Origin of the sequence: Paenibacillus sp. UMB4589-SE434 (genome assembly GCF_030226685.1) — a bacterium.
Classification (GTDB): domain Bacteria; phylum Bacillota; class Bacilli; order Paenibacillales; family Paenibacillaceae; genus Paenibacillus_B.
The window spans coordinates 121441-141548 of the sequence record NZ_JASOYK010000007.1; the positions used below are offsets into that span (position 1 = coordinate 121441).

20 protein-coding genes and 1 tRNA gene are annotated in these 20108 nt (G+C 43.5%); 5 read left to right on the plus strand and 16 right to left on the minus strand.

Features of this window, described 5'->3' with window-relative positions; genetic code table 11:
• Window positions 1–126 precede the first annotated feature (126 nt).
• Window positions 127–864 (minus strand): acyl-[acyl-carrier-protein] thioesterase, encoded by a 738-nt coding sequence (locus QP775_RS20540; RefSeq protein ID WP_285108770.1) that lies wholly within the window; start codon window positions 862–864, stop codon window positions 127–129.
• Window positions 865–984: 120 nt separating this feature from the next.
• Entirely contained in the window at window positions 985–1872 is an 888-nt protein-coding gene (locus QP775_RS20545; RefSeq protein WP_239331641.1) for an endonuclease/exonuclease/phosphatase family protein, read from the minus strand.
• Between the two features lie 537 nt (window positions 1873–2409).
• On the opposite strand from QP775_RS20545, the gene QP775_RS20550 reads away from it, so the two are divergent.
• Together QP775_RS20550 and QP775_RS20555 are read left to right on the plus strand one after the other, a co-directional pair.
• The gene (locus tag QP775_RS20550; protein WP_285108771.1) at window positions 2410–3696 is read left to right on the plus strand and encodes a glycosyl hydrolase family 18 protein; all 1287 of its coding nucleotides are present in this window, start codon (window positions 2410–2412) and stop codon (window positions 3694–3696) included.
• A 95-nt stretch (window positions 3697–3791) separates the two neighbouring features.
• A tRNA-Asp gene (locus tag QP775_RS20555) sits at window positions 3792–3868 on the plus strand.
• 212 nt (window positions 3869–4080) lie between these two features.
• On the opposite strand, the gene QP775_RS20560 is transcribed toward QP775_RS20555, so the two are convergent.
• Window positions 4081–4902, minus strand: coding sequence for an arylamine N-acetyltransferase family protein (locus QP775_RS20560; RefSeq protein ID WP_239331637.1), 822 nt, complete (start codon window positions 4900–4902; stop codon window positions 4081–4083).
• A gap of 571 nt (window positions 4903–5473) precedes the next feature.
• On the opposite strand from QP775_RS20560, the gene QP775_RS20565 reads away from it, so the two are divergent.
• Window positions 5474–7084, plus strand: coding sequence for a discoidin domain-containing protein (locus QP775_RS20565; RefSeq protein WP_285108772.1), 1611 nt, complete (start codon window positions 5474–5476; stop codon window positions 7082–7084).
• 111 nt (window positions 7085–7195) lie between these two features.
• On the opposite strand, the gene QP775_RS20570 is transcribed toward QP775_RS20565, so the two are convergent.
• The 3 genes from QP775_RS20570 to QP775_RS20580 all read right to left on the minus strand — a co-directional run bounded on the left by QP775_RS20570 (window position 7196) and on the right by QP775_RS20580 (window position 8330).
• Window positions 7196–7723 carry an NAD(P)H-dependent oxidoreductase gene (locus QP775_RS20570; RefSeq protein WP_239331633.1) on the minus strand — a complete coding sequence of 176 codons (528 nt, stop codon included), beginning with the start codon at window positions 7721–7723 and terminating at the stop codon, window positions 7196–7198.
• 111 nt (window positions 7724–7834) lie between these two features.
• Window positions 7835–8107 carry a hypothetical protein gene (locus QP775_RS20575; RefSeq protein ID WP_239331631.1) on the minus strand — a complete coding sequence of 91 codons (273 nt, stop codon included), beginning with the start codon at window positions 8105–8107 and terminating at the stop codon, window positions 7835–7837.
• A complete protein-coding gene (locus QP775_RS20580; protein WP_051286864.1) occupies window positions 8088–8330 on the minus strand; it encodes a helix-turn-helix transcriptional regulator in 243 nt (80 codons plus the stop codon). The genes QP775_RS20575 and QP775_RS20580 overlap by 20 nt, the downstream gene beginning before the upstream one ends.
• Before the next feature lie 210 nt (window positions 8331–8540).
• On the opposite strand from QP775_RS20580, the gene QP775_RS20585 reads away from it, so the two are divergent.
• Window positions 8541–8915 carry a helix-turn-helix domain-containing protein gene (locus QP775_RS20585; protein ID WP_239331629.1) on the plus strand — a complete coding sequence of 125 codons (375 nt, stop codon included), beginning with the start codon at window positions 8541–8543 and terminating at the stop codon, window positions 8913–8915.
• 525 nt (window positions 8916–9440) lie between these two features.
• Here QP775_RS20585 and QP775_RS20590 read toward each other — a convergent pair.
• From QP775_RS20590 to QP775_RS20625, 8 genes are all read right to left on the minus strand, one after another.
• Window positions 9441–9836 carry a DUF5071 domain-containing protein gene (locus QP775_RS20590; protein ID WP_285108773.1) on the minus strand — a complete coding sequence of 132 codons (396 nt, stop codon included), beginning with the start codon at window positions 9834–9836 and terminating at the stop codon, window positions 9441–9443.
• A gap of 33 nt (window positions 9837–9869) precedes the next feature.
• Complete coding sequence (locus QP775_RS20595) at window positions 9870–10358, minus strand: hypothetical protein (protein WP_285108774.1); 489 nt, start codon at window positions 10356–10358, stop codon at window positions 9870–9872.
• 132 nt (window positions 10359–10490) lie between these two features.
• Window positions 10491–10892, minus strand: a complete 402-nt coding sequence (locus tag QP775_RS20600) for a RidA family protein (protein ID WP_285108775.1) — start codon at window positions 10890–10892, stop codon at window positions 10491–10493.
• A 629-nt stretch (window positions 10893–11521) separates the two neighbouring features.
• On the minus strand, window positions 11522–12025 hold the full coding sequence (locus QP775_RS20605) for a hypothetical protein (protein WP_285108776.1): 504 nt from the start codon (window positions 12023–12025) through the stop codon (window positions 11522–11524).
• Between the two features lie 58 nt (window positions 12026–12083).
• The gene (locus tag QP775_RS20610) at window positions 12084–12845 is read right to left on the minus strand and encodes a kanamycin nucleotidyltransferase C-terminal domain-containing protein (protein WP_285108777.1); all 762 of its coding nucleotides are present in this window, start codon (window positions 12843–12845) and stop codon (window positions 12084–12086) included.
• A gap of 36 nt (window positions 12846–12881) precedes the next feature.
• Window positions 12882–13511, minus strand: coding sequence for an HAD family hydrolase (locus tag QP775_RS20615; protein WP_285108778.1), 630 nt, complete (start codon window positions 13509–13511; stop codon window positions 12882–12884).
• Window positions 13512–13644: 133 nt separating this feature from the next.
• Window positions 13645–14271 carry a hypothetical protein gene (locus QP775_RS20620; protein WP_285108779.1) on the minus strand — a complete coding sequence of 209 codons (627 nt, stop codon included), beginning with the start codon at window positions 14269–14271 and terminating at the stop codon, window positions 13645–13647.
• A 219-nt stretch (window positions 14272–14490) separates the two neighbouring features.
• Window positions 14491–16650: a serine hydrolase domain-containing protein gene (locus QP775_RS20625; protein ID WP_285108780.1), complete on the minus strand. Its 2160-nt coding sequence runs from the start codon at window positions 16648–16650 to the stop codon at window positions 14491–14493.
• 294 nt (window positions 16651–16944) lie between these two features.
• Here QP775_RS20625 and QP775_RS20630 point away from each other — a divergent pair, with 294 nt between their 5' ends.
• The gene (locus QP775_RS20630) at window positions 16945–18738 is read left to right on the plus strand and encodes a helix-turn-helix transcriptional regulator (protein WP_285108781.1); all 1794 of its coding nucleotides are present in this window, start codon (window positions 16945–16947) and stop codon (window positions 18736–18738) included.
• Window positions 18739–18886: 148 nt separating this feature from the next.
• On the opposite strand, the gene QP775_RS20635 is transcribed toward QP775_RS20630, so the two are convergent.
• Both QP775_RS20635 and QP775_RS20640 read right to left on the minus strand, forming a co-directional pair.
• Window positions 18887–19216 carry a low molecular weight protein tyrosine phosphatase family protein gene (locus QP775_RS20635; RefSeq protein ID WP_239331918.1) on the minus strand — a complete coding sequence of 110 codons (330 nt, stop codon included), beginning with the start codon at window positions 19214–19216 and terminating at the stop codon, window positions 18887–18889.
• 198 nt (window positions 19217–19414) lie between these two features.
• Window positions 19415–19954 (minus strand): hypothetical protein, encoded by a 540-nt coding sequence (locus QP775_RS20640; protein WP_285108782.1) that lies wholly within the window; start codon window positions 19952–19954, stop codon window positions 19415–19417.
• Window positions 19955–20108: the final 154 nt, after the last annotated feature.

Sequence of the window (20108 nt, forward strand, 5' to 3'; positions counted from 1 at the left end):
CTGATTCCTTTCAAAAGAGCTTGGGAAGTAGCTTTAATAGTACTGAACATAGAAAGACCTTCACCCTCTTGTTAAGAAGAGGAATGAAGGTCCTTTTGCTTGTTGTGAGCAAATCCTAATTTATCGCTAACACTTTAGCGATACCTCGGCATCAAAATATTTTTTCCCCTCGCCAGATCTGCCACTAACAAAGCAGCTGCCGCTGTCTACGCCGCATGAGCGAAACACAGTGATCTCTTCATCCAGCCTCGCCTCCTGATGATACGTGATGCGAAAGCGAGTAATGCCAGCATCCAACCGCTTTACTGTGAGTGCATCCAAACAAACGTCCGCAAACTTCGTATTGTTCATATGACCATTCATATCAATACTGCTCTGGCGGACCTTAAGATCATAAGCATGATCCAGCAAAATATTCGAAGGAATCTCAACTCGTTCCGGTACTTCTCCAACGGAGTCGGACGTATGTGGCTGTACCTCATAAGGCAGTGCTGAAGCACGCAATATACGGCGCTTGTTCAAATCGACTAATACCCATACCGTTCTCGCTTGTGCAATCTGCTCTTGATCTGGACCATAGATGCGAAAATCCCGCAGCCACTGCACACCTTTTGAGCCTTTGTGCCAGGTATCCAACTGAATGGTTTCCCCGTACCGCGGCATGCGATGTATTTCCAGATCCACGGTTGTGAGCATCCATGCCATCCCTTGCTGCATCAGTTCTTCCAATATAATACCAGATTGCGCAATATCGGCATCGCCTGCACGCTGCATCCATTCCAATAAGGTCGACAATTTGCAATCTTTCTTGTAATCACTATTATCCGAGTGTATATAATGCTTCTCGCTCCAACATTGTGTCATAAGCTCTTCGTTCTCCTCCGAGTCGTTAATTGCCTGATCATTTAAGCTGAAGGCAAGTCCTATACATTACTTATCATAATGCATCTCAGAGCAAAGCGCACAATCCGAACGTTAACGCACTTACCTCCATATTATATCCGCTACAATTGGAAAGTGATCAGAAGGAAACTGACCTGCATGATGATCCCCAATGATGCCATAGCACCGGACATTTACCTGCTCATCGACAAATATAAAGTCAATTGGCGAGTCAAACTCTAGACCTTGCGATTGTTCGTCCTTGCGATGTTCAGGAAATAACTGCATTGCCACCTCGTCTGTATCGAACCCGTGAAACGTAAAGGACGGGCCAAAATGCTTGTAGTAAGCTGCTTCCGCTGCATCTTTCAAATGCAAGTCGTCCTCGCCTGTTTTGCCGCATAAAATAGGATAGGCTGTCGAGTTAGACGTAAAATTAAAATCTCCAGTGACGATAACAGGGTACGCACCAGCCAAATGCGCTGCACGTTCACGCAGCAGATAAGCGCTCTGTTCCACCGCCAATGTCCCCACATGATCGAAATGGGTATTTAAATGGACAAATTCCGTATCTGTTCGACGATCTCGCAGTTTCACCCAGGTTGTCACCCGCGTACAGGCTGCATCCCATCCCATCGAGCCGGCTTGGTCTGGCTGTTCTGATAACCAAAACGAGCCGCTCACCAGTGCGTCAAAGCGCTGCTTAAGATACAGGATGCTAACAAATTCCCCTTGTCTCACTCCATCTTCCCTGCCAACCCCCACAAATGCATACTCTGGCAGTAATTCCTGTAGATCCTCCACTTGATTAACTAGCACTTCCTGCAAACCCGCAATATCTGGACGATGAAATCGAATCAGTCCTGCAACCATCTTTGCCCGTGATCCCCAACCATTCACATGGTAGTCCTCCGATTGTCCATTACGGATATTAAATGACATCACTCTCATCTCATGATCCATCTCATACATGGTTTCGTGCTGCTTCATGAAGCTCACTCCATTCCGGTCAGGTTGTATTCCGATATCTACTCTTACCGTGCTCTAGAAGAGCTGACACCGGGAATGTTCATGCTGCAAAAGAGGCTCAAGCAGCAGCTTGCTATCCACTCTATGAGTCTCTCAATTTAATTATCTAAGGCAACATTAGAACAGTTTCTGCTTCAAATCAAGCCGAAATATATGCTCATGGTCGTGAGCATTACACATACGCTTTGCTATGGAGCTTAATCCTTGCCGTCAACAAAATTTTACTCCTTGTTAACAACATACTCCTTAAGTTCAAACTCATGGGGGTGTACTTTTTGCTTATTTAGCCATCTATAACACACTCTTTTTACCGCATCTCTGATATAACCAATAAGGTGCAAAAGCTCTGCTTTAGTCCAACACCTGTTTTAACTTTGTCTTCTACAGACATTACAGACATTCACCTATCAACTACTGGGTGCATAGCCTAATTAAAATTAGGTGCTGCATTGCTATACGAATCCGTCAATTTCTTCAAAAGAGAAAAGGAGACCGATCATGCAAATTCATGTTGTACAGCAAGGTCAATCGCTTTATAACTTGTCCCAAACTTATAGTATTCCGGTAGATGACATCACTGATGCCAATGGCATGACAGTAAATCAATCGCTCATCATCGGTCAAGCTCTATTGATCCCTATTGTCGGTCAATACTACTGGGTTCAGCAGGGAGATACTTTAAACGATATAGCGCAGAAATATAACACTACGGCACAAGAACTGGCGTTCATCAACAACATTAAGATCAATAAACCGCTTACCGTAGGCCAACGCCTCTACATCCCTCCTGCCAAGCGCTCACGGGCTGAGGTTAACGCCTACATCGAACCACGAGGCCGCGTCGTCTCGAAAAATCTAACAGATGCAGCGAGGGAAGCAGCTCCGCACCTAACTTATCTTGCCCCGTTCAGCTTTCGAATCCAGCGGGATGCCACTTTGCAAGCTCCGCCGCTTGATCAATTGCCCGCCATTGCCGAGCGCAGCAAAGTCACACTTATGATGGTTGTAACCAATCTGGAGAAGGATCAGTTCAGCGCTGAACTCGGTGAACTAATCCTGAACAGCGACCAGTTGCAGAATAAGCTGCTCGACAACATTATCCGGACGGCAAAGGAATTACACTTTAACGATATTCATTTTGATATTGAGCATTTGCGTCCAGAGGACCGAGAATCCTATAATCGCTTTTTGCGCAAGGCGTCCAAACGAGTTCACGACGAGGGCTTTCTCATGTCTACAGCACTCGCACCAAAAACAAGTGCTTCCCAGACTGGCGAATGGTATACGGCTCATGATTACAAAGTACATGGCGAAGTAGCCGACTTTGTCGTGATTATGACCTACGAATGGGGCTACAGCGGCGGACCGCCGATGCCTGTCTCGCCGATTGGTCCCGTACGGAACGTACTGGAATACGCGAAGACCGAAATACCAGCCTCCAAAATTATGATGGGACAGAACCTGTACGGCTACGATTGGACACTTCCGTTTGTGCAGGGCGGCCCTTATGCACGTGCTTTAAGTCCGGTAGCCGCTACTGACTTGGCCAGACGACGCCGCGCTGCCATCCAATATGATACGGAGGCACAAGCACCCTATTTCCGCTACTGGGATGACAACCGGAAGGAACATATCGTATGGTTCGAAGATGCCCGCTCAATTCAGGCCAAATTTGATCTGTTAAAAGAACTAGGTATACGAGGCATCAGCTACTGGAAGCTTGGGCTTGATTTCCCACAGAATTGGCTGCTGATCGACGAAAATTTCGAGGTAGTGAAGCGATAAAGGATCAAGACACAGCTATATCCTGATCGGCTAAAAAGAGGCTTGTCACACAAACACTCTATATGATAATATATTAAATGTCGTTAAATTGTTGTGGAGCTGTGGTGTAGAGGCCTAACATGCCTGCCTGTCACGCAGGAGACCGCGGGTTCGAATCCCGTCAGCTCCGCCATTTTACCTGATCATCGTAACATCATTCTATAAGCTGCAAATACAAGCAGAGGAGCTAATCCTCTGCTTTTTGGTATGCTCAGGCAGATGGATCGGAATATAGTATTCAAACTCACGGCCTGCATGCTGGACATAGTGGCCTGCATATGACCGCTCGCTTTGCAGCTCCTGCATATTTATTCTCGGAATTTGCAATAAACGCAACCTACTCCGCTATCGACGCTGCGCATTTAAGGGAATCATCCGGTTCTGTGCCTGCTCGATTCCGAAATAGGTAAGCAGCGCCTCATCATATGCCTTCTGTGTCTGCGGGACAAAACTAGTTACCTCATCCCCTATGTAAATGCGGAATTCATCTCCAGATACAGTATGACGTCCTTCTCGAGTCCGTATCGCCAGTATTAAGTTCTGGGTAAATTTCGATTCTGGCGCATGTTCACACCAATATGTAGCCATTGCATAATCGCTGGGCAACTGCGGTTCTTTCGTAAATGAATATAGCCAGTTCCACTCGTCCTGCTTCCGCCCACACAATACCCAACCAAACTGGGGGTCGATTAGCACACGATAGCACTCCTTACCCTGCGCTTGCACCAGCCCTTCTTGCAGCAAGATCGGCCTGCATGGTGTGCCTCCCCCGCCTCCAACATCACACAAGTATTGTACAGTTCCAATTGTAACCTGCAGCACATGATGGCTACGCATAGGGGGTGGATAAGAATCCCCCCGCCAAAAACGGGCTATTAAATCCGTTACAGAGAAACCAAGCTCCCGCAGCAACCATCCAAATAACGCATTTAATTCAAAGCAATAACCGCCCCTGCGCCTGTGCACAACCTTATCAATAAGATCGGGGACTTCTAACGATAGCGGGATACGCTCGATAATATCCAGGTTCTCAAAAGGTACAGTATGGAGATGACACTCCTGTAATCTGGCTAATGTCTCCACACTTGGACGCAGCTCTCCGTCATAGCCAATGCGACTTAAATAAGCTAGCGCATCTGCCTGCAGCCTATGGCTCTGAATTTCCATACCGATCCCCCTTTACTCTTGCTCAACTCCTATAGATAGTCCGCAATTTCACCATCATCATAACAGTTCTAACATCTACCAACAAGCTAGAATGAAGCAGAGGAGTCAAGCATCAGACTGGAAGCATTCAGCCCCTAACTACCTTATATTTTTACAATAGTTGACATTTAACTTCAACAAATGATATAAACGATATAACTATAAACAGCACATACTTAACCTACTATACTTTCTACATATGTATACGCTTGCATATTTTTCTTACATCTGATCAATGATTTACTTTGTACTATAAATTTAACGTTATAGAGCTCCATCACCTTCAATTTTTAAAGCGCTTAACTTAAAGATATTTACTCATTGCACAATTAGAGTTTTTATCGTATGCATACTATTTAACTTTAAGAGTCTTACCCCACTAGGCATTGATCTTATCTTCGCCTCTCACCTGAGAACTTCAAACGATCAAATTGAACATCCTATCGCCCATGATCGAAAAAGCCAACGCACTAGAAAACGACTAGGCACACCTTGAGTTTATGTCTCCACTAACAAAAAGGGGGTATGACACATGTATCGATTTGACAATTATTTTAATCGGCACTACTTAAATTGCAGGAAGCTCCAGCTCTTATACTCCATGCTTCAAAAAGGGATTCAAGTTGATTATATGTTCTATAACGTCTACGAGGATAGTGCGGCAGTGTATGAAGAAGCTGTACTTAACAAAACAACGCGACCTCAGTATCCCAGCTTGCTGATGAGCGAGACGGAACATTTTGGCAAGGTGTACGTGTACGATGCCTTCGATACTTTTGACGAGGCCTTCGACCATGTTCGCCGCTTATTGTCTGAACAGAAAGATGTATTTGTGTGGACTAAAGGCAAGTATTTGCCCCATGTTGAACGTACAACTATCCCACCTGAAGGGAGCCATTCCTTCACTATAACCTCCTACAATGAACAGGAGGATACGTTTCACATCCATGATGAAGAATATGAAGCCGATTACAAGCGCGCTATTATTGCGACAGCCTACGAAGGAGCACTGCCTCAGATTCGTAGCATTGCATATCTGGATCTGGAACAGATCGTATTTGATGACTCGTGTATCAAGCTGTTCCATGAAGCGATGAAGCAGCATATGGCACAGATTGATTGCAGCTTTCCACTCTACCCGGCTATTCAACAGCTGTTGCAGGGGAATTTGATGCATTTTGCCGACATGCAAGAGGCCTGTACCCATGTAGTTGAAGCGTTATCCATTCTTTCTGGGTCCAGAATTCTATTTTCCAAATACATTAAAATTATGAATTACCCTGAACCGCTGGCTGAGGCATATTCGTATGTGTCTGATCGGATCGAACTGTGTAAATATATGATTTTGGCGTCCATCATGTCTCGGCAGATTAATCCGCAGCTAGCTTTAGAAATTGAGAAACTCCAAACTATTGAACAACATGTACTCGCTGTGACAAAGGAGATTATAATCAACGGTGCTGCGGAACACGTATACGACGAGTTCATCATACCGACAAGTATTCCCCAAGTCGAGTACAGTCCGACAGACAACAAGCTGAATCTATCTTGGGATGAACCGCAGCAGAACCTGTGGGCCGCCTCCTATCACTGCTATCAGCACACGAAATTTTTGGGAAAGACAACATCACCGCAGATTCAATTGTCCAACTACGATTCCCGTTCGCCGTATGGCATCACTTTAAAGGTTGTTGATGCTTTTGGCCGCCCAGTAAAGGATACTTATCACCCTATCACGCTGCAGGAAACCAAAGCCTTATTGATTGACAAAGCATTGTACAAGACCGTCTCCGCCTCCTCCGAAGAAACGCATGAAAATGTGCGGCAAAATGTGGTGGACGGAAATCCTTATACTCGCTGGAGTAGCGAGCGAACGGATCAGGAGTGGATCTGCATAGATCTAGAAGAACAGACGCTCATCTCAAGAGTCCGTCTCCACTGGGAGTCCGCTCATGCCAAAGCCTACAAGCTGCAAATATCGGATAATGCAACGCACTGGACAGATATTTATGAGACATCATCCAGTCTCGGCGGTATTGAAATTGTTGACGGATTAAACATACAAGGTCGGTATATTCGGATGCAAGGAATCGAACGAGCGAGCATTTGGGGTTATTCTTTGTGGGCATTTAACGTATATTAACTTGAAGTATTTTCTCTTGTTCGTAATTACTATTCAGGCATTTAATAGCAGTAGCAGGTCGGTTTCAGCCGGCCTGCCTGCTTGTATCCCCCTGCGAGCATACCCTTGGATTTATATCACCGGAGCCAAAATATGCTTCGCATATTGTTCTGCGCTGAGCCGTACATCCTGCGCAGACGCCTCGTGTGTCCCATAAAACACATATGCCGGTAAATAAGTCGTTCCAATCAGATTGCTTGTTGCTTGGAAGGGTCTTAACAATTCACTCATCGTGAAATGATTTGCGCCGCCTGCGCGGTATTTCTCCTCTACACTTCCAGCCGATACCGCCAGCATAAGCTCCTTATTATGCAGCTTGTCCCCTCCTGAGCCATATGCCCAACCGTATGTCAGCACTTGGTCCTGCCACTTCTTCAATAGGGGCGGCGAGCTGTACCAATAGAATGGGAATTGCATGACGATACGATCATGCTGCTCACATAGACGTTGTTCACGCTCGACGTCAATTAGCTCATTGGGATAACTTGTATAGAGATCATGTACCGTTACATTGGCATGCGTGCGCAGTTCTTCGATCCAAGCTCGGTTCATAACGGAGCTCTCCAGATCAGGATGAGCAACTATGACTAATACTTTCATCAGTGATGTCCTCCATATAAGTTTTTTAACTTCCTATTTATTTTATAGTATAGCACAAATTAATAGTATGTAAGATTAATAAATAGCTCTATCCTGTACACGCATCGCCGATTACATCTCCGACTTCATGGCAAAGGCCAGCATCTTTGCGCCATCCTGCAGACCGCGTGCATACAGCCACTCTTTCTGAATCTGTGACATAAGGAGCTGTAATTGTATAAAGTCCTTCATCAACTGCTCATGTTCCGATTCAAGTGCCGCCATTAAGCGACGCTCCCACTGCTCAGACTGTACCTTCATACGTTGGATATCACTTAGCTGCTCTGCTTGGTCCATCAATTGACTCATACGTTCTGTCCAGACCTTACCCATCCAATCCGTCATTCTTGCAGCCCCTTTGCTCCGAATTGTCCCTATTCTCATCCTCATAGAACAATGCATCAACAGACATGCCGTAATGATTAGCAATCCGTTTTGCCACAGCGAGTGATGGTGTACGGGTTCCTCGCTCGATCGCTCCCAGCATCTGCCGCGTAATTCCAATCTGAGTTGCGACTTGGTCCAAAGTCTGTTTCCCTCTAAGCTGGATCAGCCTTATCCTTCTCATACCTGTCACCTCATATATGGAAGCAGTAGCAAGTCTTTGTAACTCTCCTTCTCCTACTATATTAGACACATTGTGTGTCAGTCAATTAAATGTGAAACTTTTAGTCAAAATAATTGGTAAGGAAACTCTTAGTTTCCTATAATGAAGTCATCTCTCCGGTTACGTAACTGTTACTGGAACGACATTAGAATCCTAGTAGAGGTGATTCCTTTGTTTGGACGACGGCTTGCGGAATTAAGAGGTATGAAAGGCATCACCCAACAGGAATTAGCCGATCGGCTCCACCTATCCCGTGCCCAAGTCTCGAATTACGAGCAGGGCTCGCGCGAACCCGACTTTGCAACTCTGGTCTTATTTGCCGATTTCTTCGAAGTGAGTGTGGACGATATGTTGGGCCGCAAGTTCCCGCCCTCGCCTGGAACTTACATTCAGCTTGATCCAAGGCTGCGCAACTCCGCTTTCTTCGGCATCCATAAGGAGGAGCTATCGGACGATGAAGCCGATCTGCTGAAAGGAACCTTAAAGGTATATCGCGAGGTGAAGTTGAAGCATGGCGACAAGAGCAGCACAACACCAGCTTCATAATACGAAATAAACCCACAGCATAATTGTCCATATTAGATAGCGCTGGAATCATCGCGTATCTGGACAAGCTGTGGGTCTTTTTATGTACCAACATCAACATTGAAGTCAACATACTCTACTGTAGTATAACTAAGAACGATTTGAGGAACGTAATTATTAGTAGCATCATAGGCTTGGATTACACTCCAGCCTACCCAATTAGAATTATGAGGATAGAAATAATGAAGGTTCGACTAATATGAGTATTTTAAGTTTCATTTCGGCTCACCTGTTTCCTAGTCAAGTTACGTAGAACTATAGAGATGGAATCAGCCTATATTGATCATTTATTGATTCCTTTGAATGTAAATATCTAGCGCCTTAATCCCTCTTCGGGCAAGTTTAATGAGCAATATCAATACATATAAGGATATTCCAATTACGGCCAGCCACAGACATTGGATTATGATTAGTTCAAATGAAAAGCTCACGGGTTAACCTCGCTTTCTCTTTCTCTTATTAATAAATGTTTATTGCGCTTACATACTATCTTTTATCAAAAAAGACTAATACCCTCTTTGCAGTCTCGTTTACTTCTTCGAGTAACTCTCCTTGAGTGGGGTCTGTAGCTATCCTTGTAACTTCATTCTTAAATTGGACTATATAGAGTTCCGGGAGCTTTTGAACAAAGTAGAGCAAGCACCCGTTTTTCCAAATATCATCCTTTGAGTTTAGAACTGCTTTGATGTGAGGTATTGTTTCTTCGGGGTATTTAAGCAGCAGCTTGGCTACATCCGAAGCTATAGGCCAATTGATATCTTGCAGCCACTCTACTAGTCGGGGAATTAGCGGTACGATTATAGGCGGATCCAGCTGAAATAATTCATTTACGCGCTCAAAGTCGTGCTTATCTCTTGGCAAATATTTGGGTTTATGCTCCATAAAGACCTCTTTGTTGATGATTTAAGTCATACGCTAACTTTTACTTAAAAATATAGTTACCTCTTGCAATTCACCCTGATTGTCCAAATGTCTCAAGGTCTTTTCCACGGCTTCCTTTTCCATAGACTTCATAATAACTAAATGCTTAATATTTATCCCTGGAGGATCAATTATTTCATTGTTAAAATACTCGATAAGTTTTTCCGAGGTTGTTAGGAGACACCAACGTTTAGATCCATCTTTAAACATTATCGTTACTTCTATAAAATATTCTGTATCCGTATCGTCGTCAAATTGCCATTCTTCCATCATTAATATCATCTCATCTTCTCTTGAAAAATAGGAAGCAGGAATCCATACTCTTCTCCCCTGATCCCCAACGATCCTATATTTCTCTGCGTCTTCATCGACTACTTCGTATGAGTTCCCTCTTGTTAATGCATGCTCATACACGCCGATGCTATTACACTTAACCATACGGGCACCCATAGATTCATTCCCATCACGTATTGATTGTACCAATGAAATCCATCCTTTTTGTACATAAATAATCCCCTCCGTTAAACAGTCATTACACTCATTAGATCATGAGCTTTTTTTCCGTATAACAAGAGGGGATATGTTCATATCAAGTCGTCACTTTTGAGCTTACCATCATCCAGCAGCCCAAACATCTAATTCTATTTTCAACTCTGGAAGACCCAGTCCTTTAACATAGGCTATCGTCATTGAAGGAGGAGTATTCCCGAATACATGATTCCAAATCTCATCGAAATGATTCCAATCTATTTCTTCTGTGGCCCAGATATTGATTTTAGTTACATGATCAGGAGTAAGATGCTGAGAAGCAAGTACCTCAACAATATTGCTCATGGTGTTGGTTACTTGTTGATTAAAGTCTGTAGGAATATGATTGTTTGGATCGATGCCGATTTGACCAGAAAATACATATATATCAGCATTTCTACTTATTTTGGTTACATGACTATAGTTTCCAACAGGTTGTGCTATCTGTTCTGGATTAGATCTTTGAATTACATGATTAGTTAAGTTCATGATTCGTAATGTCTCCTTTTAAATAGGACAAATATATCATCTATAGATGGTTATATATCTGTACTGTTTTTTATTTTCTCTGGATTTGGACAGACCTATCCCGTCCATATCAATTCTAGAAAAAAACAGCAGTAGAATACCCAATACCAAAGGATAAATATTGAATCGACCGCTTTTTCATTAGGTATTCCCTCCTTCATATTTAAAAGTAAGATGGCTTTACAGTAGAACATGACTATTATAACATCAAAAATATGTATTTAGTAATATACGAAATGGGTTTCCGTTATCTGTGTCATGTTGAGTTTGATCGATGATGAGAATCGATGCCTCTAGACTACTCCTTGATCAGAGTACGTGATCTCTCTTCTGACTAATCAACCCGTATAGTCCTTCTTTATAATATGGAAGCAGCTTATCTGCTTCTTGAATCGCCACCCATTGTATCTCGACAATTTCCTCTGGTCTAACGACCGTTTCAACACCGCCAATGATCTATCTTCGTCTTCGATTCATCCGTTATTAATGCGTATACAACATTCACACGTTTCATAGTTTACCTGCTTTCTGTATCATTTCTTCTGCCGATATAAATCAGTTATTGTTCTGAATAAGATTGTCCTGCACTGCTACTCCCCTCCACGATATGCATATAAATGATCAAGTTTATTGCCATAAAGCACTTCGACGCAAGCCTTATTGTCTTCTATCCAAGCATCAATCTCCTGTATCATTGAATGGCCCGTTGCTAGATGGCGCCGATAAAAAAAGAGCGATTTAGACCATACCACATCATCTTGTGTAGTGATCAATCTTACCCGCTCTAGATCCTCTGCTAAGTTGTCAATTTGCTCGGAACCTAATATGTGTACCTTTAATCCGTTTATATAAAAATGGTAATGCACAAAGCTATGATATGAAATCTCTGATGGTTGATACTTCTGGAACAGATCATAGGATTTAGTAAAGCAATCCCACTGCACCATGATATCTAAATCGTCCATATCAATCTCCATCCCATGCACGAATAGTGAAGTGGATGCATCATAACTGTAGCTTATATCATTGATGTCTAATTCTTTGGATATCATCTTTATTAAATCCCACCATCCAAAGTTCACTTGATTATCCATGTTTCATTTGCCCTCCTATTTGAGTCCAGTCGGGTTCAGTCCTTCATTGGTCCAATTCCTAAAAAGGCAGCTCATCTGATTTGTATTTGATTCCCAGCCGTTCGAACCACTCATTTAAGCCACTCCATAATCGTTCGCACAATACATATACCTGTTCCTTATCCGCTTCATTTCCCTCCAGAACACACATAACTAATTCTTCATATCCTGCTGGCTTGTCCTTCATAGCTAATGAATCCTGAAAAGTCTTTGCTCTAGTACGAAAATATTGCTTGTTCGCCAGTCCAATTAACTTGGCCGTCTGCCAACTTAAATCCTTTGCGCCAATAGCCAAATACCCAACGTTCCCATTCTCCCAGTTGTTTCTGATCTTCCCCATCGTTTCATACGATTCCCATATCATAAATTGCTTCATGACCTCTCGTAATTCGACTTCTGGCACTTGCAGAGGAAGAAGCTTAAGTTTTTCAAAGATGTGATGAGGATCGTATAGAGATAATACGTGGATAAATACTCCCGCTTTAATAGGCCACATGTCATCAACCTGCTTGGCTTTGATATAAGCCTCATCCAAGGTTGCTGTACTGATTTCGATCTTGAATTTATCATATATGAACTCATAGCTATCAAGACGAATGGAGTTCTGGGTGATCACATGCATTTCAATATCCGAATAACGCCCATCTGTTCCTTGCCCAATTGAGCCGTACACACCGATGGCCATAATCGCGTGCTTGTGCTTGGCAAGCAACCGATTTTTTAATACCTCTATCATCGCTAACTTTTCTTCCCTTGTCGTACAAACAGGGTATACAACCATAGTAAAATCCCCCCTTATATCTCTATTAACTCATATCTAGCGGGTCTTATTCAGCAGATTCAAAATATCTTGAGGTTGCTCTAATCTATAAGCTGCGTCAATGCCCACCTGATTTTTGCATCCCCATAAAGCAAGCCCAAAATCGATGCCCGCGTCACGTGCGCATTCATAATCATAAATCGTATCCCCAATATAAATGGCACGTTTCGGGTCAGTCCCAGATACTTGAATGAACTTTAACAGCGGTTCTGGATAAGGCTTATGCTTACTCGTATCATCCGCGCACACGGCGTAGGACAAATAATCCATCAGACCAAACGGTACAAAATCATCCTGCAGTTCCTGCTTTGTCTTAGAAGTAACGATCCCTTGGGGGACACGTCGATTGTGCAGCTTTGTAATTACATCCAACATGCCATCGAATACTTTAATTGAAGCATAAAAATCCTTCATATATTCATTCCATCGCTCGTTTGCCTTATCGATATCCTTAATTCCCAGTTGCGGTAAAGCGGAAGCCCCTGGAATACCCAGTACAAATACAAGATCTTCTCGCTCATACGATTGACTATAATCCGTCAGCAGCATCTTCTGCAGAGAGCCAAGTACTGCCTGCTCCGTATCAATCAAGGTTCCATCTACATCATAAATAATCGTATCGTACATGAATATCGCTCCTTATTTATACACCTATACCCTGCAAGTAATGAAATATATGCTACTCTATCAAAAATTTAATTCTAACGAGATCTTTCAACGTGCCTTCTACGCAGTCTGCTTTCCCTCTGATTCTCAGAGCTTAATCTTCAAAACGCAGCGTGAAAATGATCGCCTGTTCAAGTCTGCTTAAAGATTCCGGAGTGAAGTCCGCCGTACGAATTTCATTGGTGCTCGTTGCATGCATCCCCCATAAATAAACAGGTTCTTTTGCGAAAAAGGTACGCGCTTTATTGTGCTCAATCAATCCTTGTGCGGTCAATCCTTTATCCCATGCCGTGGCAAAGGTAACAAGACTATGTTCAGAATCGCGCATAGTGTTGACTTTGATCTTGATAATATCGTCCTGACCCTCAAAAAAGGAAACGGTATCTATTGAAATCATGATTTCAACCTCAGGACTTGCCTGATCGTCCCAACTGAAGAACAAATCGCCGATGGAGCCGGATGAAGCTACTTTTTTTCCATTTTTCCATATATCAATATCCAGATTCGCATTTGGTTTATTTCCTTCATAGCGTAATTTAAATGCTCCGGACAGGACGCCTAGAAAAGGTCGGAACTTTGCATGGTCACCTTCAAACAGGTCAACAGGAGTCAGTGTTATTTTGCTAGGTTCTTTCTTGCTTTCAGGGACGGGCTTGCCTGATTCTACTGCGCATCCTGTTAAAGATAGCACTAATATCAACACGCACACTATTAATCGCACAACACACCTCCTATTGAAATATTTTACAACAAAGCATCTACATACTCCACTAACCTGCCCGTTACTTCAATAGAAAAAAGGAGCTGCTGCATCGCAAGCTCCTTTTTGGTGTCCCTCTGTTTTACATACTTGGCAGCAATGACGTCTGACTGTTCATTAAACTTCTTTACAAAAAAACGACATCTCTCTCAAGTAAAGAGAGCGATGTCGGCTTTAAACTTAACGGCTAAACTCCTTGTTGAGTAATTTAATGTGTGCCGCAGTGGCGTCCGGTCCTACCGAGTTGATAGCCGTTACCAAAATATGCTTACCACCCAAAGGTCCGAAGGCTCTCGTCTCAAATCCGAACGTACCCCCAGCATGCCCCCAATAGGATTGCCCGTCTGGCGTTTTCCCTTCAAAAATCCCTAGTCCGACTTTACCCAATGGTGAATCTACTGTTGTGAGCATCTGGTCCATCATCTCTTGATTCAGCAGCTTTCCACCTAACAGCGCACTGAAGAAGGTGGTCAAATCTTTGACGTTGGACACCATATCTCCGGCTGCATTTGCCCAGGATTGATTCATTTCAGTCAAATCATACAAATGGCCTGATCGGTCCATGTTATATCCTGTGGCATGCTTCCCCGGAATATGAGAACTATTCTCCATGACGAATGTCTCCGTCAGCCCGAGCGGTTCGATGAACCGTTTCCTGATCTGTTCCGCATACGTATCCCCGGTTACCTTCTGAATAATTTTGCCGGCAAGTATCGTATTGACGTTGGAATAATTCCAGCCCGTCCCTGGTGCATAAACAGGCGGTTTTGCAAGTGCCAAGCCAACAAGATCGTCAACGGAATAGTAACGGAAAGGGTTTTGAGGCAAGGTAATATCCCGCATATTCTCATCCGTATAGCTAGCAAGCCCGCTTGTATGGTTTAATAACTGACGAATCTTAATGTTGTTGCCGTCATACCCGTTTCCCTTTATGACCCCTGGCAGCCATTTTTCGACCGAATCATCCAGACTCAATTGTTTCTCTTCAGCCAGTTGCAGTATAACGGAAGCAGTGAACGTCTTCGTAATGCTTCCAATACGGAAAGAGAAATCCGATTCTACCTGGCTTGGTACTTCATAACTGGCTGTACCTGTTGCGTAGGACCAGCGTCCCCCATCCTGCAGCCCGCCAGCCACGACACTTGGGACACGTTTGTTTGTTACCACTTCATCCATGACGCGTTTGACATCTTCCCTATGCTTAATTTTCTTTTCTTTTTCCGTGAGTTCCTTTTTGGATTCTTTTGCGAACTCCGCTGCTATAATTTGGTTAATATGATTAGGCGCATCTCCCAGTACATTAATATTGATCGAGATGACATGCTGACCGTCTTCCGTTCCGCCCGCAAAGTTGGTAAATCCGGGAATACCGCCGCCATGTCCCCATACGACATTGCCGTCAGGCAGCTTGGTTTGATGGATGCCAAGTCCATACTGTCCAAATGGGGATTCGGATGTGCTGGTCAGCATCTCCTTCTTCATCTCCGGTGTCAACAGCTTGTCGCCAAGTAAAGCACGGAAAAACGTCGTCAGGTCTTCCCCTGTCGAAATCATATCCCCACCGGCATTAGCAAACGATGGGTTAAGCAGCGTAATATCTACCAATTTATTTCCCGTGTCCAAATATCCGCGGGCATTTTTTTTCGGAATATCCACCGAGCTGCCTGGGAGGAACGTTTCTTTTAATTGTAGCGGTTCAATAATTCGTTTCTTAATCTGCTCTGCATAGGTTTCCCCGGTAGCTTTCTGGATAATGAGACCCATAATCGCATAATTTGTATTGGAGTATGCCCAGCCCGTTACCGGCTTCTGCTCCAAGCCGATGGCGATTACCTGTTCAGGTGTATAATTTTCGTCTGGATTCGTGAGTAATTTCGTTCTAAGCTCTGGTGTCAAATAGTCTGGAAGTCCACTTGTTTGATTCAACAATTGACGAATCTTAATCTTATTGCCGTTGTGCCCATTGCCCTGTACGAGCCCCGGCAGCCATTTTTCCACCGTGTCATCAAGGGACAGCTTCTTCTCAGCAGCTAGCTGCAAGACAACCGCAGCGACAAACGTCTTCGTTGTACTTCCGATTCGGAATGCGGAGTCGGCGTCCACTTTATGGTTTCTTTCGATATTCCCTTCACCGGACGCATAGGACCAGCTCGCATCTCCATTCTTCACAGTAACGATAACACCTGGAATATTGGTGCTGTTGGCAGCTTTGTCGATTGCTTGATAGGTTGCCGTGTGGCCCGCTGCGTGCAGCGTTCCATAAGCAGGGAATACCGTTGCAGCTGCCAATATCGCGGTTAGCGTAAGTGTAACTCCTTTGTGGGTGGTGAATAATTTCATAACGTATCGCTCCTATACTTTTGGTATGTTGTGTTGCTCAACTCCTTCACCTTACCCCCGAAATTGTTAAATCAACTATTGATGAAACCGCCAAACTTTAGATGACATCGCCCTTCGGCTTGTCACATCACCGGTATGACAAATTGTCATGACGCATGTGACGTCCTCGCTACAGCCAAATCCCCAACCCTCCCCCTCTTTCGCTTGACGAGTCAAGATGTAATGTTGCATGATAGGGTCTGAATCAATCGGAAATTAATTATCAAAAAACATATAAGCAGGTGTGCATAATTCGTGTTCTCTATCATGAAAAAATGGTTCTGGTATGATTGGATACTTGTAGCTATCCGAACAATTTGGCTGGTCATTATCGCAAGCGCTTGTTTTGTCGATCCGTCCTTGATCGCTGGGTCGCTTTGGATTGTACTTTCTTGTGCTTTCGCCGTCTACCTCATACCACTAATCGTCCGCTATAGGAAAGAAGACTGGCATCTTGCAGTTGAAGTGACGGCTACGGGCTTTTTTTATCTTTATTTGGCCTACGCAGCCCCAGGATTACTTTGGTCTTTTGTTTTACTCGTAGTGACTATCGGCTTGGCAAGCAGTCGAAGAACCTATGTATGGACAGGTATCCTCTGCGGCATCATATTCCCGGTTTTAAACGGTTGGATCGCTGATCGTCTCCCGTTTGAGTTTATCGTTAGCTGCAGCCTTGGTTTTGCCATTGGCTTCGCGTTTAATGTATTAATTCAGTCCCATAAGCAAGCCTTCATTATTCAAGAGCAGAAGCTGCTACTGGAACAGCATATTAAGAGGATTGAGGAGCTTACGCTGATGGAGGAACGCAGCCGATTATCACATGAGCTGCATGACACGATTGGCCATACGCTTACCTCACTAATCGTCGGTATCGAATCGCTGCGATCAGCCGTTCCGAATTCGCAGATCGATAAGATCGATTCGATTGTCGGTATCGCCCAACACAGTCTGGTTGATATCCGAAAGCATCTGCACCAGCTCTCCCATACTCCGCTCAGCCATTCATTAAGTGAATTACTGCGGGAATTAATCGAAGAGTTTATGAAATCAACTTGTGTAACGGTCAAATTCCGTGTGATCGGCAATGAGACCCTCGTAATGCAAAAAATAAGCTTTTGTCTATATCGATGCCTTCAAGAGTCTCTAACCAACGCGGTTCGGCACGGCCGGGCAAGCGTGATTTCCGTTCAGCTGTATTTCGATAGTCATCAGCTCCGACTACAGATCGAAGATAACGGTATCAGGACGGAAGAAATCCAATTCGGATCTGGGCTCGACGGAATCAAAGAACGGCTTGAGCAATTTAACGGCACACTATCCATTCATACTGGATCAGGTGAAGGGACTTTTGTCATATGTAATATTCCGTCACAGACAGAACCAGTACATGAAGCGATCCGCCTACTGATCGTTGATGATCAGGTGATCATTACTGACAGTTTGAAGCAAATTCTGGCCCAGCATACTGATTTTACTGTCGTTGGTACGGCGGGGAGCGGACGCGAAGCATTGGAGCATTGTGAGCGGTCCCAACCGGATATCGTGCTCATGGAAATTCGTATGCAGGGCATGGGCGGACTTGAAACTTTACTTGAGATGAAACAACGCTGGCCTGATATAAAGGTTGTGTTCATGACAACGTTCGAGGATTCCTTACAGGCAGCAACCGCACTAGAGCAAGGGGCGGAAGGATACATGCTGAAGTCGATTCATCCGCGGGAAATGAAAGAGGCCTTGAAGCTCATTTATAACGGTGGAACATGGATCGACCAATCGGTTGCGACGCAAGTATTCGAAGAGATGAAGCGTCAACGCGAGCAGTTGGAAAAGATAGGCTCAACTCGGGAAAACTACCCGTACGGGCTGACGAAACGCGAAGTGGAGATTCTGGAGCATCTGTCGGGCGGGCTGCGCTACAAATCGATCGCCGCCAAGTTATTTTTATCAGAGGGAACGATCCGCAATTACTGCTCCATTCTCTACTCGAAGCTCGGCGTCAGCAATCGCGAAGAAGCGATAGAAATGGCGCGAACGGAGAATATCGTGTAGATGGCACTCATGATATACTAGTCTGCTCTAACATGAAATAGCGGCGCTCTAGGACTTGGAAAATAAGGTCTTAGACTGCCGCTGTTTTTTGTTATGCTATTGTTTTCCGTTAGTTAAATTAACATAATTTCAAATCTCCAGTCACATTTTAATCCGGCACCTCTATATATTCAGATACTCTCGATTTCAAAATTTCTATTAATTCTTCATCCATGAATTTATAATCATCCGGTATATCAAGACAGATTAATTGTTTATTGGTCAGTTTATTTGCAAACTTATCTCGTAGTCTGCTACTATGTTTTTTCTCCATCACAAATATCAGATCCGACCAACCAATATGTCCCTGAGTGACCTTGATTCTTGCATTTTCCTCTGTTCCAGCTGATTTAACATCGTAACCATTATAGCCATGAAAAATCTTCTCTGCTGTTAGACTGCGCCACTTATTGCGGCTACAAATAAATAGTATTTTAATCGAATTTCACCTTCTCTCATGTTTTGACAGCGATTTCAATTGTAATCCACTCGTGAACATATAATTATTTTTGTCAGCTGATCTAATAGTCTTCTTATATTCATTACAAAGTATGTATTAGGTGATATCCGTTTGATTCTTTATACACTGATCCGAGAACTGGCTAGTCTATTTAATGTTTCTTGGAGTTACCCCCTATCATTTTAGGAACCATTGCTCCATTTTTACCTTCATCGTATCAGCAATATCTCCATTTTTGCTATTCATCCAGTAATACAACGGCCCTTTTATAAACTTTTCTAAATCAGACCTTGTCAATTCTAAGCAATCTAGCAATTCCTCATATTCAAACTCTATGTAATAAAGACTCGCCTCATCTGAATTACTCAATAATTCAGGATTATCCGACCACACTCGAACGAGATTATCATGATAGGTAATTTCAGGACTTGGATCGTGCCCTAGCCAACTGCTTGTTCTATTCTTTACTGCATCGAGGACCTCATACCAGTCTTCCAATCCACAGCAACAGCTAGGCAATATAAATTGACTCTCATTATTAAAAAAAGCTACTCCTCCTTGTATGACTACTCCATCTTCCTTAAACAAGTCATGACAAGAAGCTTCTAAAGATTGCGTAACGTCTATTTGATTATATCCAAATAAATGTATTAAAAATAATTCAACATCTTCCCTACTGCTCTCAGCAGTTAAAATGACGTAATCCTTATATGGCACATTTTCGTCCAGCCAAGAGGGAATAACAAAATAAGGTTACTTTATTACTGGTTTTGTATATGGTTTTATCAATATAACCACCACCTTAGAAAGTACCTTGCTTGTATGTAATGAAGTCAGCCTACATCTTTATTTACTTGTATGGTTCTCGTTG

What these genes read in the sequence shown, in the direction of transcription:
- QP775_RS20540 (WP_285108770.1), bottom strand. Translation starts at nt 864, where the DNA reads ATGACACAATGTTGGAGCGAGAAGCATTATATACACTCGGATAATAGT.
- QP775_RS20570 (WP_239331633.1), bottom strand. Translation starts at nt 7,723, where the DNA reads ATGAAAGTATTAGTCATAGTTGCTCATCCTGATCTGGAGAGCTCCGTT.
- QP775_RS20560 (WP_239331637.1), bottom strand. Translation starts at nt 4,902, where the DNA reads ATGGAAATTCAGAGCCATAGGCTGCAGGCAGATGCGCTAGCTTATTTA.
- QP775_RS20580 (WP_051286864.1), bottom strand. Translation starts at nt 8,330, where the DNA reads ATGAGAAGGATAAGGCTGATCCAGCTTAGAGGGAAACAGACTTTGGAC.
- QP775_RS20610 (WP_285108777.1), bottom strand. Translation starts at nt 12,845, where the DNA reads ATGGTTGTATACCCTGTTTGTACGACAAGGGAAGAAAAGTTAGCGATG.
- QP775_RS20600 (WP_285108775.1), bottom strand. Translation starts at nt 10,892, where the DNA reads ATGAACTTAACTAATCATGTAATTCAAAGATCTAATCCAGAACAGATA.
- QP775_RS20590 (WP_285108773.1), bottom strand. Translation starts at nt 9,836, where the DNA reads ATGGAGCATAAACCCAAATATTTGCCAAGAGATAAGCACGACTTTGAG.
- QP775_RS20575 (WP_239331631.1), bottom strand. Translation starts at nt 8,107, where the DNA reads ATGACGGATTGGATGGGTAAGGTCTGGACAGAACGTATGAGTCAATTG.
- QP775_RS20550 (WP_285108771.1), top strand. Translation starts at nt 2,410, where the DNA reads ATGCAAATTCATGTTGTACAGCAAGGTCAATCGCTTTATAACTTGTCC.
- QP775_RS20615 (WP_285108778.1), bottom strand. Translation starts at nt 13,511, where the DNA reads ATGTACGATACGATTATTTATGATGTAGATGGAACCTTGATTGATACG.
- QP775_RS20545 (WP_239331641.1), bottom strand. Translation starts at nt 1,872, where the DNA reads ATGAAGCAGCACGAAACCATGTATGAGATGGATCATGAGATGAGAGTG.
- QP775_RS20565 (WP_285108772.1), top strand. Translation starts at nt 5,474, where the DNA reads ATGTATCGATTTGACAATTATTTTAATCGGCACTACTTAAATTGCAGG.
- QP775_RS20605 (WP_285108776.1), bottom strand. Translation starts at nt 12,025, where the DNA reads ATGGATAATCAAGTGAACTTTGGATGGTGGGATTTAATAAAGATGATA.
- QP775_RS20625 (WP_285108780.1), bottom strand. Translation starts at nt 16,650, where the DNA reads ATGAAATTATTCACCACCCACAAAGGAGTTACACTTACGCTAACCGCG.